Source organism: Pectobacterium colocasium (genome assembly GCF_020181655.1).
In the GTDB taxonomy this organism is placed as follows: Bacteria; Pseudomonadota; Gammaproteobacteria; order Enterobacterales; family Enterobacteriaceae; genus Pectobacterium; species Pectobacterium colocasium.
Map to the genome: position 1 here is coordinate 527,053 of NZ_CP084032.1, position 16,581 is coordinate 543,633.

The 16,581-nt window shown below is 53.8% G+C and carries 14 protein-coding genes, 1 other RNA gene and 1 pseudogene; 10 read left to right on the forward strand and 6 right to left on the reverse strand.

The window, feature by feature from the left end; genetic code table 11:
• Window positions 1–11: 11 nt before the first annotated feature.
• Complete coding sequence (locus tag LCF41_RS02450) at window positions 12–1,796, reverse strand: coiled-coil domain-containing protein (RefSeq protein WP_225086738.1); 1,785 nt, start codon at window positions 1,794–1,796, stop codon at window positions 12–14.
• A 381-nt stretch (window positions 1,797–2,177) separates the two neighbouring features.
• Here LCF41_RS02450 and LCF41_RS02455 point away from each other — a divergent pair, with 381 nt between their 5' ends.
• From LCF41_RS02455 to LCF41_RS02485, 7 genes and pseudogenes are all read left to right on the forward strand, one after another.
• Complete coding sequence (locus LCF41_RS02455; protein WP_225086739.1) at window positions 2,178–2,684, forward strand: TIGR00645 family protein; 507 nt, start codon at window positions 2,178–2,180, stop codon at window positions 2,682–2,684.
• Window positions 2,685–2,778: 94 nt separating this feature from the next.
• On the forward strand, window positions 2,779–3,816 hold the full coding sequence (locus LCF41_RS02460) for an NADP-dependent oxidoreductase (protein ID WP_225086740.1): 1,038 nt from the start codon (window positions 2,779–2,781) through the stop codon (window positions 3,814–3,816).
• 74 nt (window positions 3,817–3,890) lie between these two features.
• Window positions 3,891–4,715 (forward strand): helix-turn-helix domain-containing protein, encoded by an 825-nt coding sequence (locus tag LCF41_RS02465; protein WP_225086741.1) that lies wholly within the window; start codon window positions 3,891–3,893, stop codon window positions 4,713–4,715.
• 231 nt (window positions 4,716–4,946) lie between these two features.
• On the forward strand, window positions 4,947–6,317 hold the full coding sequence (locus tag LCF41_RS02470; protein ID WP_225086742.1) for an aspartate aminotransferase family protein: 1,371 nt from the start codon (window positions 4,947–4,949) through the stop codon (window positions 6,315–6,317).
• Window positions 6,318–6,324: 7 nt separating this feature from the next.
• Window positions 6,325–7,482, forward strand: coding sequence for an iron-containing alcohol dehydrogenase (locus LCF41_RS02475; RefSeq protein WP_225086743.1), 1,158 nt, complete (start codon window positions 6,325–6,327; stop codon window positions 7,480–7,482).
• Window positions 7,483–7,567: 85 nt separating this feature from the next.
• Window positions 7,568–8,971, forward strand: coding sequence for an APC family permease (locus LCF41_RS02480; RefSeq protein ID WP_225086744.1), 1,404 nt, complete (start codon window positions 7,568–7,570; stop codon window positions 8,969–8,971).
• Between the two features lie 57 nt (window positions 8,972–9,028).
• Window positions 9,029–9,238, forward strand: a pseudogene (locus tag LCF41_RS02485) (IS5/IS1182 family transposase); the annotation flags it as partial.
• A 71-nt stretch (window positions 9,239–9,309) separates the two neighbouring features.
• Here the strand turns inward: LCF41_RS02485 and ubiI are convergent.
• From ubiI to LCF41_RS02505, 4 genes are all read right to left on the reverse strand, one after another.
• On the reverse strand, window positions 9,310–10,521 hold the full coding sequence (gene ubiI, locus LCF41_RS02490; RefSeq protein WP_225086745.1) for an FAD-dependent 2-octaprenylphenol hydroxylase: 1,212 nt from the start codon (window positions 10,519–10,521) through the stop codon (window positions 9,310–9,312).
• A 28-nt stretch (window positions 10,522–10,549) separates the two neighbouring features.
• Window positions 10,550–11,728, reverse strand: a complete 1,179-nt coding sequence (gene ubiH, locus LCF41_RS02495; protein ID WP_225086746.1) for a 2-octaprenyl-6-methoxyphenyl hydroxylase — start codon at window positions 11,726–11,728, stop codon at window positions 10,550–10,552.
• A 45-nt stretch (window positions 11,729–11,773) separates the two neighbouring features.
• Entirely contained in the window at window positions 11,774–13,099 is a 1,326-nt protein-coding gene (pepP, locus tag LCF41_RS02500) for a Xaa-Pro aminopeptidase (protein ID WP_225088083.1), read from the reverse strand.
• 86 nt (window positions 13,100–13,185) lie between these two features.
• The gene (locus LCF41_RS02505) at window positions 13,186–13,773 is read right to left on the reverse strand and encodes a YecA/YgfB family protein (RefSeq protein ID WP_225086747.1); all 588 of its coding nucleotides are present in this window, start codon (window positions 13,771–13,773) and stop codon (window positions 13,186–13,188) included.
• Between the two features lie 192 nt (window positions 13,774–13,965).
• On the opposite strand from LCF41_RS02505, the gene zapA reads away from it, so the two are divergent.
• The 3 genes from zapA to LCF41_RS02520 all read left to right on the forward strand — a co-directional run bounded on the left by zapA (window position 13,966) and on the right by LCF41_RS02520 (window position 15,234).
• Window positions 13,966–14,295, forward strand: coding sequence for a cell division protein ZapA (zapA, locus tag LCF41_RS02510; protein WP_012773157.1), 330 nt, complete (start codon window positions 13,966–13,968; stop codon window positions 14,293–14,295).
• 74 nt (window positions 14,296–14,369) lie between these two features.
• Window positions 14,370–14,553, forward strand: a non-coding RNA gene (gene ssrS, locus LCF41_RS02515) — 6S RNA.
• A gap of 39 nt (window positions 14,554–14,592) precedes the next feature.
• Window positions 14,593–15,234, forward strand: a complete 642-nt coding sequence (locus LCF41_RS02520; RefSeq protein ID WP_225086748.1) for a 5-formyltetrahydrofolate cyclo-ligase — start codon at window positions 14,593–14,595, stop codon at window positions 15,232–15,234.
• Here the strand turns inward: LCF41_RS02520 and nadR are convergent.
• Window positions 15,231–16,484 carry a multifunctional transcriptional regulator/nicotinamide-nucleotide adenylyltransferase/ribosylnicotinamide kinase NadR gene (gene nadR / locus LCF41_RS02525; RefSeq protein WP_225086749.1) on the reverse strand — a complete coding sequence of 418 codons (1,254 nt, stop codon included), beginning with the start codon at window positions 16,482–16,484 and terminating at the stop codon, window positions 15,231–15,233. The genes LCF41_RS02520 and nadR overlap by 4 nt on opposite strands.
• Window positions 16,485–16,581 lie beyond the last annotated feature (97 nt).

Genomic DNA, 16,581 nt, shown 5'->3' on the forward strand with positions numbered 1-16,581 from the left:
ATGATTCCTTGTTATTGCGCAATGAGGATGGCACGTTGCTGTTCCAGCTCGATGCTTTGGTTACGGGATGCAAGCAGGTTGTTTTGCACAATGAGGGCAAGATTTTTGGCTAGCTCTGGTGCTTTGCGTATGGCTTCTTGGATTGTCGGAGATTCACTCAAATATTGGACGGCTTTTTTCTGCGCATCGGCGGCGGCCAGAAGGTAATCTCCCGACAAGCCATTTACCGCCACCCATTGGCATAGATAGAGGAAGAACGATCGCATAAAATGCGGATCCTGATATTCTTCCAGACGGGTTTCGAGATCCATTTCCTTGAGATCTTCCAGATCGCGCTGAAATCCGCTGCTGGTCATCCGGTCGCAATATTGTGACATTTGGTCCCAGAACAGGCTGGCGTTGGTCAGCGTGCCGATAACTTTGCCCAAAGCATCTATCGCGCTGTGCAGAGAATTCACTGAGAGTGTGGAATTACCTTGTTCGACTTTGAGGTTCTTCAGGCTTTCTGCATATTCAGCCAGGGCAACCAGTGAGGCTCGTTTTTCTTTCTGTAGTTCAAGCTGTTTGTTGAGTAGATTGATTCTTTCTTCACGGACTGAGTTTTCAGTTGACGCTGCCGTTTCAGCCATCTTGCTGGTTGATGCTGCAAGATTGGTCAGTGCCGTTCCCGCCGCAGCATAGGCTTTACTGCTGTCTTTCGCTTCCTTCTCCAGCGATTTGGCGGTTTTGGTCAACTCAGGCAGTTTTGCTGCTGCAACGCTATGCTCCGTTTCTTTGTCGCTGCGTTTTACCCGCAGCGCAGCAATGTCTTCCGGTTTGGCGGCGCTGTCTTTTTCCTGATTGGTCAGCGCGGTGTTTAGCACATCAAGTTCGTCTTTCAGGCTATTCACAATACTCTGCTGAGCCGACAGTTGATCGGCAGCCTCAGTATATTTTTTCTGAGCCTTATCGAATTCTTGTTTTGCACTGTCCATACTAGACTGTGCGGCTTTGATTTGTGCATTATCGTCAATGGATGAGCCAGCCTTGCTCATTATTGCCGCTACCGGATTTTTGGCGGCAGAATAGGCTCCCAGCCCCGCGCCGATTGCGTTGGTAACAGCGCCGACGATGCCCAACACTAGGGCTTTGGTTGATTCTTCCGCCTCTCGATTTTTGGCGTCTTCATACAACGCCTGAGTGGTGGCAATATCTTCTAATAATGCTTGCTGATTGGCTTCTTGCGCTTTCTGTTTGGCGATTGTTTCTCGTTCGGCTTTCTGTGCGGCGAGCAGTCGATCATTTTCACTGGCTTCTTCCAAAATGGTGTTTGATTTGGCTTTGGTGGAATCAACCTGTAATGCTTTGAACTGTTCGGCCAGCAATATGGCTTTTACTGACATAGCACTTGAAGATTCCTTACAGTGCGCCAGTTTTTTGAACGCCAGCTTTTCCTGTCCTTTCGTCAACCAACGGTAACATTGTTGCAGTAATTCAATAATATTCTGCGTTTCGCTCTGGAACGTTGTCATGGTGGTAATGCATTCATTACATAACATCGCCAGTCGGCTTTGCAGTCTGGCGATTTCTGCTTGCAACGAACCGCCTTTTGCACCTGCAACACCATGATAAGCGACATAAAACAGTTCGACGGAAAGGTCCAGATTCTGGGTAATGTCGTTAAGACTTAATTGCCCGAGTACTGATTTTTTCTCTCGTTGAACAAGGGGGTCATTAAAAGGAGGGACTTTGGCAAGGTCATACTGTTTTTCTTCGATAACAACGATGTATCCGGTGTCGTTTCCTGAGTTACTCATATCTTGTTTCTCCTTGTTATCATGAAGGAAATGAAGTGCTGTGCTGTAGACATAGAGAGAACATGACTATTTCAACCTGTTCCCCAGTGTCTATTTACGATTCGGCGGTAGCTGCTGCTCAGAAAGGGCGGCCAAACGACCGTCGACAGCGATAATAAAAGGGTGTGTCGCTATGCACTATTGCCTCAATGGCATAGGCCATCGCGGTTGTGTCGTCTGGATTTCCCGCAATGCCATTCTTTTACCTGTTACTGGTGCAACATAAATGCGCGTGGATAGACTGCCCCTTTCGTCAATGGGCAATCTGTTCAAGAATTGATTAACACCACCGCAGGACTTTTCGCTATGATTTGCCTCTTTTCCACCTGCATATAGTGAGTTATGGAACGTTTTATTGAGAATCTGATGTACTCATCGCGCTGGCTGCTTGCCCCGGTTTATCTTGGGCTGTCGCTGGGTTTACTGGCGCTGGCGATCAAGTTTTTCCAGGAGGTGTTCCACGTCCTGCCTAATATTCTGGATATCGCTGAAGCGGATTTAGTGCTGGTGCTGCTGTCATTGATCGATATGACACTGGTTGGCGGCTTGCTGGTGATGGTGATGCTGTCCGGTTACGAGAACTTTGTTTCGGCGCTGGATATCTCCCAAGGCAAAGAAAAGCTGAACTGGCTCGGTAAGATGGACTCCGGCTCGCTGAAAAACAAAGTCGCTGCCTCGATTGTCGCTATCTCGTCTATCCATCTGCTGCGTGTGTTTATGGATGCCCGTAACATCCCGGATAATAAACTGATGTGGTACGTGATTATCCATCTGACGTTTGTGCTGTCTGCACTTGTCATGGGGTATCTGGATCGCATGTCGCGTTACGAAAAAAGCAAAACGGCATAATGAACGCCGCACGGTTTGCGTAGCCAGAAGAAAGAAGCGATCCTATTGTTAACGAAGTGATTTTATCAACACGCTTTGTTTAACGGAGGAGACTATGTCGCAAACCCATCAAATTAACCGCCGTGTGGTTCTGGCCCAGCGCCCGCACGGCGCGCCAACACAAGAGACATTCCGTCTGGAACAACAGCCTGTTCCACAGACCGCTGCGGGGCAGATCCTGCTGCGTACGGTCTACCTCTCTCTTGACCCCTATATGCGTGGCCGCATGAGCGACGCCCCCTCTTATGCCAAACCCGTCGAACTGGATGACGTGATGGTGGGCGGAACCATCAGCCGCGTGGTTGAGTCCAAACACCCTGACTATCAGACGGGCGATTGGGTGCTGTCCTTCAGCGGCTGGCAGGACTATGCGCTTTCCGACGGTAAAGGCTTAACGAATTTGGGGCAGTCGCCCACCAATCCTTCCTACGCATTGGGCGTGCTGGGTATGCCAGGCTTCACCGCGTATATGGGGCTGACGGATATCGGCCAGCCTAAAGCGGGGGAAACGCTGGTGGTGGCTGCTGCGACCGGCCCGGTCGGGGCGACGGTCGGTCAGATTGGGAAACTGAAAGGCTGCCGGGTGGTTGGTGTCGCGGGCGGAGCGGAGAAGTGTCGCTACGCGGTTGACGTTCTGGGATTCGATGTTTGCCTCGACCATCGGGCGGATGATTTTGCAGAACAGTTGAAACAAGCCTGCCCGCAGGGCATTGATATCTACTTTGAAAACGTCGGTGGGAAAGTTTTTGATGCCGTGCTGCCGTTGCTGAATACCTCAGCGCGTATTCCTGTGTGTGGGTTAGTCTCCGGCTACAATGCAACAGGGTTGCCTGATGGCCCCGATCGTTTAGCGCTGTTAGCGGGCACGATTCTGAAGAAACGCATTCGGATGCAGGGGTTCATCATCTTTGATGATTACGGGCACCGCTTCGATGAGTTCTGGAAGGATGTGGCGCCGTGGGTGGCCGAAGGTAAGATTAAATACCGGGAAGAGATTGTCGACGGGTTGGAAAACGCCCCCGAAGCCTTTATCGGCCTGCTGCAGGGCCGCAATTTTGGCAAATTAGTGGTTAGGGTCGGGCCGGATGCCTGACAGGCGCTGACGAAAAAAGAGTTGGCGCAAAAATTGCCTGATCTCCCCTGTTATCGTTGCGGGGGGGAAGGTCAATGCATCCTGATTCAGCATCGTTTCGCGTGCGGCCGTTGCAGCCGTGGTTTGTCATTAATGCGGCGGAAGACTACCTGAAGAAAAGCATCAGCCAGTCTCCCATTGCCCATTTTTACAGCTTCACGGTCGACCGCGCCGAACCGATGACGCTGGCTGTACCGGATGGCAGCGTTGATTTGTTGCTGCACTGCTGTCGTGACGCGCCAGGCGGGCGTGTTTGCGGCAGCACGGCATCGGCGCAGATTACCCGGCTGATGCCCGGCGAGCGCTATTTTGGCGTACGTTTTATGCCGGGGATCATGCCTGCTTTTCTCGATCTTTCTCCGATGGAACTGGCGGGGCAAGAAATCCCTTTCGACGAAGTGGCTCCTGATGTGCCGCGTTTACTGAGGCGGCTGGTAAACAGTCAGGATTTCAACGAACAGGTCGGCATGTTTCTGCACTATTTTTCCTACTGGACTAACCGCTCGGCACCGCCGCTGTTATTGCAGATTATCGACCTGATTATGGCGCATGACGGCAAAATCCGGGTGGATGAGCTGGAGCGGAAAACGCTCTATTCTGCACGCTATATTCACCGCTTGTTTCATGATAACTGCGGCATGTCGCCCAAAACATTCTGCCGCACGATTCGCTTCCAGAGAGCGCTCGCGCTACTCAATCAGGGAAATATCGACAGCCTGACTACGTTGGCGCAGCGTCTTGAATACGCCGACCAGTCGCATTTTTTCCGTGAATTCAAAGCGTTCTCTTCCTGCTCACCACAACACTATCTGGCACGGCTACAGGCTGTGCGCTATCAGAACCGTATTCGCCAGTGCTGAAGTAGCGTCGCCATCTCACCGCGACGCTGGAGGTGATCCTGTGCTGCGTTTTTGGTGCTCTGTTCTATTTTTTGGCGCAGTGTGCACCAAAAAGACGCTATCGCTGCACCGTAGCGTGTGCCGATTTATTCTATTTTCCCCACCCTGGCCATTGCTATAAACGCTCCACACCGTGCGCTATTGCACATTTCTCTTGTGAAGCTGCCCCTTGTGAATATTGTGAGGTTGTTTATGGCACAGGCAAAAGACGTTGTACCGGGTTTTTACACCATTGATGACGCGATCGCACTGGATGGTGACACCACGCGCGCGTTGCAACTGACCCACCTGAACCGCATGCGTTCTCTGGACGGCCATGCCAAATATTTTGTTCGGGCTGAGGGCTGCACCTTCATCGACGATAAAGGCGAAAAGCATCTGGATATGATTGGTGCCGTCGGGGTGGTGACTGTCGGCAATAACAATGAATTCGTGTGGTCCTGCTTGCAGAAGTGTTTCGACAACCGCTTGTTCATGATGGGCGCGATTTCCTATCACAACGTGACGGCGGCGCTGGCGCATAACATGGCGCTGCTCTCGCCGCAGGGCAAATTGACCAAAATGGGCACCGCGACCGGGGGCGCGGAGGCGATTGAAGGGATGATCAAGCTGGTTAAGCTCGGCACTCGCCATAAAGCGCATAAAACTCATCTGCTGGCGACGCTGGGTGCGTTTCACGGCAAGACATCCGGCGCGGTCTCACTCGGCGGTAAGGATAAATGGCGTGCGGGGCAGCAGCCCACACTGGGCAATATCGATCATGTGGCCTACGGTTCTGTCTCGGAGCTGGAAAGTGCGCTGGCGACCGGAAAATACAAAGCGTTTGTCGTGGAGCCGATTCAGGGGGAAGGCGGCATTATTGTGCCACCAGTTGGCTATCTGAAGGCCGCGCGTGAACTGTGTGACCGCTATGACACGCTGCTGGTGCTGGATGAAATTCAGTGTGGTGCGGCGCGTACCGGTAAGTTCTGGTGCTGCGAACACGACGACGTTGTGCCGGATTGTATTGTCTTTGCCAAAGGGCTGTCAGGCGGGCTGGTGCCGTTTGGTGGCTATCTCTGTACGGAAGCCTTATATGAAGCCGCATATGGCACTATCGAAACCTGCTATCACCATACCGCCACCTATCAGGAAAACACGCTGAGCGCCGCGGCGGCACTGGGCGCATTACAGTTCATCATCGAACACGATCTCTGCGGCATGGCGGAGCGCAAAGGCATGCTGATGATGCAGCGGTTGCGTGATATTCAGGCGCGTCATCCACAGGTGATTAAAGACGTTCGCGGTAAAGGCCTGATGATTGGTCTTGAGTTCGGGCGTTTACCGGAGGCACTGCACGCCAGCATGGGGGAATACTACTCGGCGGCGATTGCCGGGCTGCTGGTGGAAAAATGGCGTATCCAGGTGAACTTCACCATCAATAATCTGGCGGTGTTCCGCTTCCTGCCGCCGCTCACGATCAGTGAAGAAGAGTTGGATTATGCGCTGAATGCGTTTGAATCTGCGCTGAACAGTGTCGTCGAGCAGGTCGAGCACGCCAGTGCCTCTGCGGCGACGGTGTGAGGAGAGGATGATGGCATTTACCTATTCACAACCGGTCAGGCTTTGTCTTGGACGGGGAGAGATCGCCCGCGTTGGTGATGAAGTCGCGCAGTGGGGGACATGTGTGCTGCTGGTAACGGGAAAAACCAACTGCCGTCAAACGGGGCTGCTTGCACGACTGACCGATTTGTTAACCCAAAGCGGTGTACGCTGGGTGCTCTTCGACAGCGTTGAGGCAAACCCGCTTACCACCACCGTAGATGATGGTGCCGCGCTGGCGCGTGAGCAACAGTGTGATGTGGTGCTTGGCGTCGGCGGTGGCAGCGTGATGGACGCGGCGAAAGGCATCGCGTTTATGGCATGTCATACGGGCAATCTGGTGGATTATCTGTTTCAGCCGCCAACCAGCAATGAAGCACTGCCTCTGGTGCTGGTGACCACGACAGCGGGAACGGGCAGCGAAGGCAACTGCGTCGCCGTTTTTACGAATCCTGAAACCCATGATAAGCCGGTGTTTTTCTCGCCTGCGCTGTACGCGAAAACCGCCATTATTGACCCGACGCTCATGGTCACGCAGTCATCCCGTATGGTGGCGTCAACGGGCTTTGACGCGCTCAGTCATAACATTGAAGCGCGGGTGGGCAAGTTCTGCAATCCGATGACGGAAATCATGACCGAGCGCGCCATTCGGCTGCTGACCACCTATTTACCGCGTGTCTGCCGGGATGTGACCGATCTGGATGCCTGGGAGCAGGTCTGTTGGGCGAATACATTGGGCGGAATGGCGATCGGGATGTCGGCCTGCGGTCTGCCGCATGCGATGGAACACCCGCTGAGCGGGTTGTACAACATCACCCACGGTGAAGGGCTTGCCGCGTTGTATCCCGAACTGATGCGTTTTTCCTGTGATGACAATATTGCGGGGTTCGCTGCCGTTACCGGTGCGATGAGCGATAGCGTAACGCATCTTGATGATGCCGAACGGGCAAGGCATAGCGTCTATCTGGTACAGCGCTTGCTGGAAAATATCGGACTGACATTTACGCTCCGCGATCTGGGCGTACGCGAACAGGATATTTCCTGGCTGGCGGATAACTGTGTGCAGACGATGGGCGTGAGTTTGGAACAGAATCCGCGTTCAGCGTCGCGTCAGGATATCGAATCGCTGTATCGCGCCTGCCTGTAAGGTGGCATGACGGCAAGGGATTTACCACCGGCCCGATTGCACGGCATGACGCTATCGGGTTCGTTTTGTGTATCCGGGGGGCAAGATGAATACGCATCAATTGAAGAAAAACAGTCTGGGACTGTGGTCGTTGGTCTTTTTTGTGGTCGCTGCTGCTTCACCGTTGACCGGCGTGGTCGGCGGTCTGCCCGTCGCCATCTCCGCAGGCAACGGCGCGGGGATCCCTGCGGTTTATCTGATGGCTGGCGGCATACTACTGATCTTCTCTTTTGGCTATATCGCCATGAGCCGCTATGTAACCAACGCTGGCGCCTTTTACAGCTATATCACGCTGGGCATGGGACGTCGTGCGGGGTTTAGTGCCCTATCCGTCGCGCTGCTGGCTTATTTCGCCATTCAGATCGCAGTCGTCGCGATGTTCGGTTTTTTCAGCAGCATGTATCTACAGGAGCATTTGGGCATCTCACTGCCGTGGTGGATCTACAGCGTCACGATGCTGCTGCTGATGTGTCTGTTAGGGATAGAAAGTGTGGAAGTGGGGGGACGCGTATTGGGCGTGCTGATGCTGATGGAAGTGGGCATCATGCTAGTGGTGGATATCGCGGTTCTGCTATCGCACGATACCGCGCCGATGACGCTGGCGGCATTTTCACCCAGCGTGATTAATCAGGGGAGTATGGGGATTGCGTTAATTTTCAGTATCGCTGCTTTTATCGGCTTTGAATCAACGGCGATCTATGGTGAAGAATGCCGCAACCCTGAAAAAACCATTCCCCGTGCGACGCTGGCCGCCGTGATCTTGATTATGCTGTTCTTTGCCTTCACCAGTTGGATGATGGTGCAGGCCTACGGGGTCGATCAGGTTAGGCAGCAGGCGATTAACGACCCTGGACGTTTTATTCTTAATGTGTCGACTGCGCTGGTTGGCAAATGGTCTGAGCAGATGATATCGCTGTTGTTGATCACCAGCCTGTTCGCGGCAGCACAGGCGTTTCACAACAACATCTCACGCTACCTGTTTAGCATTGGGCGTGATGGTGTGCTGTCTTCCAGGCTGGCGATGGTCAGCAAAAATAAAGGGACGCCTTACGTGGCGAGCATGGTACAGACGGTCTTTGTGCTAGCCGTGCTGTGTGCGATGGTGGTGGCGGGTCTTGATCCGATGATGCAGATCTTTGCGTTAGGATCGGCGATTGCGACGATGGCGATTCTGTTGCTTCAGGTGGGGGTTTCACTGGCGGTTATTTGTTTTTTCCAGCGAGAGACACACCTTCCGGTATCGACCTGGAGCCGCTTATGGGCACCGCTGATCTCCACTGTGGCTATGCTTCTGGCGCTGATTATGGTGGTCAGAAACGTTGATGTGCTGAGTGGTTCATCGTCTCAGATCGTTTCGCTACTGCCTTGGGGCGTGTTCGGTATTGCCATCGTGGGTTACCTGTCCGCCAATCGGGTTCGCATCCCGTCGCCGCAGGAAAATATGCCGTAACTCTCCATCATCAACTGGGCTTATTATGGCGAGATAAGCCTGGTTTATGGGGCAATGCCGATCATTCAGTCACGTAAGCAAGAATCCGATGCCAGCAAAAATAATGGGGATGACAAAGACTGTTGGTGGGTACTGGAAAGAACGCACAGTTGGATAAACCGCAAGCGTCGGCTTTTGACGCTCTGGGAGAAGAAGGCCGAGAACGATGGGGGTATGTGGTATTTTGCCTGCGGTATTATTGTCTGGAATAAAATCCTATTGGTATGAGCGCTAAACCAATGAGCGATTAATACCTCTCGCCGCTGACACGGCGAGAGGTATTGTTTATTTCGGTTTTACTATTTTCCGGCACTAAGCCAGTCTGGCAGATCGTGTAATCCCATTGCCTGACGTACCAGCGTAGGTTTAATGCCGGGCAGTTTATCCGCCAGTACCAGACCGACATCACGCAGCAGTTTTTTTGCTGGATTGTCGCCGTTAAATAGTCCACGGAATCCCTGCATGCTGGCGAGCATCACGGCGGCGCTGTGTTTGCGGCGGCGCTCATAGCGTCGCAGGTAAAGATGTTGCCCGATATCTTTGCCCTGTGTCTGTAAGCGCTTCAGTTCCGCAATCAGTTCGGCGACATCCATGAAGCCCAGATTAACCCCTTGTCCTGCCAGAGGATGAATGGTGTGCGCCGCGTCGCCGACCAGCACCAGTCGATGTGCCGCAAAACTGCGGGCGTAGCGCCCGGTTAGCGGGAAAGTCTGGCGCTCACTTTCCAGTTCACACAGCCCCAGTCGCATATCAAATGCCATCGCGACCTGACGATTGAATGCTTCTACAGGCAGGTTCTGCATCGCCTGAGCCTGTTCCGGTGACAGCGACCAGACAATCGAACAGAGGTGCGGATCGTCCAGTGGCAGAAAGGCCAGAATCCCATCACCGTGAAACGCCTGACGTGCCACAGACTGATGCGGATGTTCGGTACGAATGTTGGCGACCAGCGCATGGTGCCCATAATCCCAAAAGGTCAGCGGAATATCCGCATGCTGGCGCAACCAAGAGTGCGCGCCGTCCGCCCCAACGACCAGTCGGGCGGTCAACATGCTGTCGTCCTGCAAGGTAATAAAGGCTTCATTCTCGCCCCAGGCGACCTGTTTTAGCGACGCGGGGCAAAGCAGGGTGATGTCGCTTAACTGAGCGGCGCGTTGCCACAATACCTGCTGAATCACCGGGTTTTCAATAATGTGCCCAAGATGGGAAAAGCCGAATTCTTCGCCGCTAAAACTGATTTTGCCGAAGCTGTCTTTGTCCCATACCTGCATGTCGTTGTACGGGCTGACGCGTTGTGCCACGAGATTTTCCCAGACGCCGAGATGGCGCAGGAGACATTCACTGGCGGCATTGATGGCGGAGACGCGTAGGGCATGATCTTTCCCGATCGGCTGAGGTTCAGCCGCCTGTTTTTCCAGCACAGCGATACGCAGGCCACTACCTTGTAAGCCGCAGGCTAGCGCCAGGCCGACCATACCGCCACCGGCAATAACCACGTCGAATGATTGCATTTCCGTCTTTTCCTGTTGGCGAGCTTAGTTAACGTTCTACCCAGCCCAGCGTGCGACGGGCAAAGGCGTCGCGCACCAGCGGCAGGTTATTCATGGCGATGAGGCCGAGGTTACGGCCAACGGCCAACGCGGTATAGCGATTGGCAAACAGTCTGACCAGCCCATCGGTGATCGCCACCGTGGTATTTTGATCGGGCGTACGCCGCTGCTGATAGCGGTCAAGCACCGTGTACTGGCCGATATCCTGCTGATTTTTCGCCGCCTCGACGAGCGTTTCTGCCAACGACATCACATCGCGAATGCCCAGATTAAAGCCTTGTCCGGCAATCGGGTGCAGCGTTTGCGCGGCGTTGCCCACCAGCGCTAGCCGGTGGCTGATGTGCTGGCTGGCTGTCAGTAAGCGCAGCGGATAGCTATGGCGTTCGCCGATGTGGGTGAACTGCCCCAGACGCCAGCCGAAAGCCTGCTGTAACTGTTGGCGAAATGCAGCTTCACTCCAGCCATCGACCTCATGTTGATGGTGTTTATCATGACACCAGACGAGCGAAGAACGGCCGTTGCTCATGGGTAGCAGCGCCAGCGGGCCGTGCGGCGTGAACCGCTCGAACGCGCGCCCACGATGGGGTTCGGCCGTCGTCACATTCGCGATCACGGCGATCTGATCATAATCATGCTGTTGCCACTGGATCCCGCAAGCGTGCGAGAGCATAGAGCGAGAACCATCGGCGGCAACCATCAATTGGCCCGTTAGTTCGGTACCGTTGTCCAGCGTTAGCATCGCGTTCTCTTGCGTCCGCGTGACGGCAACCACTTTGGCTGGGCAGTGCAGGCGCACGCCCGGCTCTTGTTGCAACAGGGCAAACAGACGTTGTCCGACGTTGTGCAGCTCAACCACATGGCCCAATGCCTGAACGTGATAGTCTGAGGCTTTCAGGTTCACTACGCTGGCGTGCCCGCGTTCGCTGACGTGAATATCGGTTATCGCGGTCGTATGGCTGGACAGCGACGGCCAGATGCCCAGCGCGGCTAACTGCTGGCGTGTGCCGTCAGACAGGGCGATGGCGCGTGCGTCAAAACCTGGGTGTTCCTTGTCGAGCGGCGAATGTGCCTCGATAAGATCGACCGGGATTGTGCCCTGTGAAAGCCGAGAGATCGCCAGCGCCAGCGTCGCGCCTGCCATTCCGCCACCGACAATCATGACTGCCATGCTGTTGTCCTTTGCAATGATGCCCTTGTTCTTTGAAAGTGCGGCTTAGTGCTGCTTGTCATGCCATTGCGCCATCAGCGCTTCAATGTCATCGGCATTTTTAACTACGCCAGCCGTCAGGTTTTCGTTGCCATTTTCGGTGATCACGATGTTATCTTCGATACGCACGCCGATTCCCCGGTATTGCTGAGGCACTTTGGCATCGGGCGCGATGTAAAGACCGGGCTCAATGGTCAGAACCATACCCGGCTCAAGCGGACGGCCTCGATCGGTCGTGCCGTAATCACCCACGTCATGCACGTCCAGACCCAGCCAATGGCTGAGGCCATGCATGAAGAACTGGCGATGTGCCTGTTCGGCAATTAGCTCTTCCACGTCGCCTTTCATCACGCCGAGTTTGATGAGCCCGCTGACCATAATGCGCACCACTTCTTCGTTTACTTCGCGGATGCTGCGACCTGGGCCAAACAGCTCCAACGCGCGCAGCTGCGAACGCAACACGAGGTCGTAAATGGCGCGCTGCGGCGCGGTAAACTTGCCGTTGACGGGGAAGGTACGGGTAATATCGCCGGCATAGCTTTTGTATTCACAGCCCGCATCAATCAGCACCAGATCGCCGTCGCGCATTTGCGTTTCGTTTTCGGTGTAATGCAGAATGCAGGCGTTTTCACCGCTGCCGACGATCGTGTTGTAAGAAGGGTAGCGTGCGCCGTGGCGGGTAAACTCGTGGTGAATTTCGCCTTCCAACTGATATTCATACATGCCAGGACGGCATTTTTGCATGGCGCGTGTGTGGGCCTGCGCTGTAATTTCACAGGCGCGGCGCATTACGCTGATTTCCGCAGGCGATTTGAACAGGCGCATCTCATGTACCCACGGACGCCAGTCGGTTAGCGTGGCGGGGGCTGCAAATCCCTGACGGGTGCCGTTGCGCAACGTATCCAGCGCGGCGAAGACCAGCTTGTCGGCATAATCGTACTGCCCCTGTGCGTGATACACCACGTCCAGACCATTCAATAGTAGATGCAGCTGTGCGCCAATTTCGCCAAACGGCAGGGCGCGATCAACGCCGAGTTTGGCGGGAGCCGCTTCCTGACCGAGACGGCGACCAAACCAGATTTCGGCCGTCAGATCGCGTACGCGGTTGAAGATCACGCTGTGATGATGCTTGGCATCGCTTTTTACCAGCAGCAGGACAGCTTCTGGTTCATTGAAGCCGGTGAAATACCAGAAATCGCTATTTTGACGATAAGGATAGTCACTGTCGGCGTTGCGCTGCGCTTCCGGCGCAGAAAAAATAATCGCCGCACTGCCTGGTGCCATTTTTTCCAACAGACCCTGACGACGACGAAGAAATTCTTGTGGGTTCATCACCTGCTCCTGAAAGTAGTCCGTGCGGTTATCCGTCCCTTCCGCTCTCACTAAGGCATGTCCTGCATGAGGTTGCCCTGAAGATATTAATGCAGCGTGGGTTTTTGCTGCTCGGGTGCCGTTACCGCGCGTTGGCTGATAAATTCGTTATGGCATAAAATGGCAGAAACGCGAACATACTCAATCACTTCTTCCAGCGATTGCTCCAGCTCTTCCTGATCTTCATCTTCGTCGTAGCCAAGCTGCGCAATGTTACGTAAATCTTCGATAGCTTCTTTTAGCTCGCCTTTAGCCTTGTTCAACTGCGGCTGAACCACGCCCAGCCCAAGCAGGAAGTGGTTGACCCAACCTGCCAGCGCGTCGGCACGATCGAAGACGCTCACGTCATCCTGTGAGTCGTCAGGCATGAAAAGCTGGAACAGAAAACCATCATCTTCCAATGCTTCGCGCGTGGCCTGATACAGGTCCTGAAGCGGTTGCGACAGCGTCTGGGTAAACGCCATACCTTCATTAGTCAGTTCAAAAACCAGCGTTCTCCAACTGTCGTCATGGTTTCCACCACACAGCATCCCACTGATCAAACCGTGCATTTCTGCCGCGGTCAGCGCGACTTGCTGTTGGTGAAGCAGTTGGTCAAGGCCTTCATAGGCGGGAAACGTATTCTCTATAGACATGCGGATTCGTCATCGTTGGCTGGATTGGTTCGTGCTATGCTACCACCAAGCTCCCTTTCGATACCAGAAAGGGCTTGTATCTTAGATCTCGGCTATATATAGTGGCGCCCGCTTTAACGAACCCGATGTAACGGGTAATGCTCATGCTATGCGGCACGCGGGCGCAAGAACGACAAAAGGCAGGAAGGTGGTATGTCTGCACAACCAGTAGATATTCAAATTTTTGGCCGTTCGTTAAGAGTGAATTGTCCGCCAGAACAACAGGATGCGTTGAATCAGGCTGCGGAAGATCTTAACCAGCGGTTGCAAGATCTTAAAGTTCGCACTAGAGTCACAAACACAGAGCAACTGGTGTTTATTGCCGCGCTGAATGTGTGCCATGAACTGGCGCAGGAACGGGGTAAAACCCGTGATTATGCGTCGAATATGGAACAGCGTATTCGTATGTTGCAGCAGACCATTGAACAGGCGTTGCTGGAACAAGGGCGGATCACAGAACGCCAGGGTGCGCAATTTGAATAACGTCGTATTTTGACAAAAGTACGGTGTTTTTACGCGATAAGACGTGCTAAGGTTTATCGCGAGTAACGAATAAAATTTCTCTGAGATGTTTGTCAGCGGGCCAGTCCCCTGAGCCGATATTTCATACCAACAGAATGTAATGCTCTGCGGTTGGTGAGCACGCTCGGTTCGTCCGAGAAGCCTTAAGACTGCGACGTTATGTTCACCTTGAACCAAGGGTTCAAGGGTTACAGCCTGCGGCGGCATCTCGGAGATTCCCTTTCTTTTATCACTCTTGACCCGTGGCGAATGCAGCCCATGTCATCTTCTGATTCATCAATATCCCCTGATTCTTCACTCTCTTCTACGGCATCATCGCGTCAGCAGATACGTCAGGCTGTGCGGCAAAGTCGGCGTTTACTGACGCCAGATCAGCAGGCGTTATTTGCACAACAGGCGTGTGAACGCGTCATCGCGCACCCGAGAATCATCGGGGCAGAGAGCGTGGCGGTATTTTTGTCATTTGATGGCGAGCTGGATACCTCTCCGTTGATTCAACAACTGTGGCAGCAGGGAAAGCGTGTTTATTTGCCGGTTCTGCATCCGTTTCGTGCTGGGCATTTGCTGTTCTTGCGCTATGCGCCGGACACCGAGCTGGTACGCAATCGTCTGAAGATTATGGAACCGCGTCTGGATGTGCGTCAGGTGTTGCCGTTACCGCAACTGGACATCTTGCTGACGCCGCTGGTGGCGTTTGATCGGCATGGGCAGCGGCTTGGCATGGGCGGTGGTTTTTACGACCGGACGTTGCAGTATCGTAATCAGATGTCTCGTGGGCCTTACCCGATTGGCCTGGCCCATGATTGTCAGCAGGTTGACGCACTGCCCGTGGAAAGCTGGGATATCCCGCTGCCGGAAATTATTACCCCCTCCCGCCATTGGCAGTGGAGCACGCGTTAGCTTTTGATCGATTCAGGCGAACGATCGTGGCCCAACATCTGCTGTACCAATTCCACGCAGTGCAGGAAGCGCGAATCGTAGTCCGACTCTTTGATGTAAACGTACGGGATATTATTGTTAGCCAGCATCGTTTTCAGCAGGTTCTGGAACTCCGAACGGGCGGTGGTGCTGCCTAAACTGCGCAGTCCGTCGGCCACCCACGGCGTGTTGTTTTCCAGCAAAATCACCAGATCAAAGCGATATTCGTCGATCAGCGCCTGAACGAACGGGTGTTCACGTCCCTCATATTTCTTGCAGAACGCCTGCGTAGTGACGAAATCGGTGTCGATAAAGGCCACTTTATTGGCGTATTTGACGGCAAAATCAATGTACTGTGCCTGACCCAACGCGATCTTGTCGTAGTCGGAGTATTGCAGCGCCATCTCGTCGCCCCCCAGATGAGAGAACACGTAATCGCGGCCATATTCCCAGGCGCTGGTGGTGTTGAAGATATTGGCGAGTTTATTGACTAGCGTGGATTTGCCGCTGGATTCCCCGCCAAGAATGGCAACCGTACGCACAAAGAACGGTTTCACCTCGGTCGGGATATAGTCCCAATAGCGGAAGGGATCGTGACGAATCTGCGAACCGCTGATGTTCATAAAGGAGCGCTGCGGGTCGATCAGGACGGCCTCTATGCCCAGATGCTCGCGGTATTGCGCGGCATCCTGCTCTTCGCTGGTGTAGACGAAATTGGGCGTGATGCTTTTTTCCTGCATGAACGCCTGAATGCCTTTACTCCAGACATCCCAACCGTGCGGGTACGGTTCCATCCCTTGCTCATTGAAGGCATGAATATGAATGTTTTTCTGATACTTAAAGGTCTGTAAGAGCCAACGCAGTCGGTCGCTGACGGTGGGCTGCTGCGACATCGAGCTGTTCTCAAACAGCAGGCGGTCACGCGGTTCGTCGTAACCTAAAATCACATGCAGTTCATCGACCTGACTGCAGGCGCGCTGAATCAGATAAATATGGCCAGTGTGTAGCGGATAGAACTTGCCGAAGACGACGCCAATACTCTTTTCGTAACGCGGGAATTCCAGTTCAAGAAAGCGATGCAGCGCTTCCAGCTTCTGCGCGCTAGGGCTTTTTATCTTGGCATTAAGTAATTGACTGAGATAGCCTTTGGTCATATCGGTTGCGTCGGCAACCTGCTGTAGGGTGCAACCCTTCTGCCGGATGGCGGATTTCAGGTAATCAAATGATGACATCGTGCGGCACTCTTGTTTAGCTTACTAAACAAAATACCATAAAACACGGTAACCTCCGCTACTCTTTCACACCGCTGTTTAGCTCTGGGTGAACAGG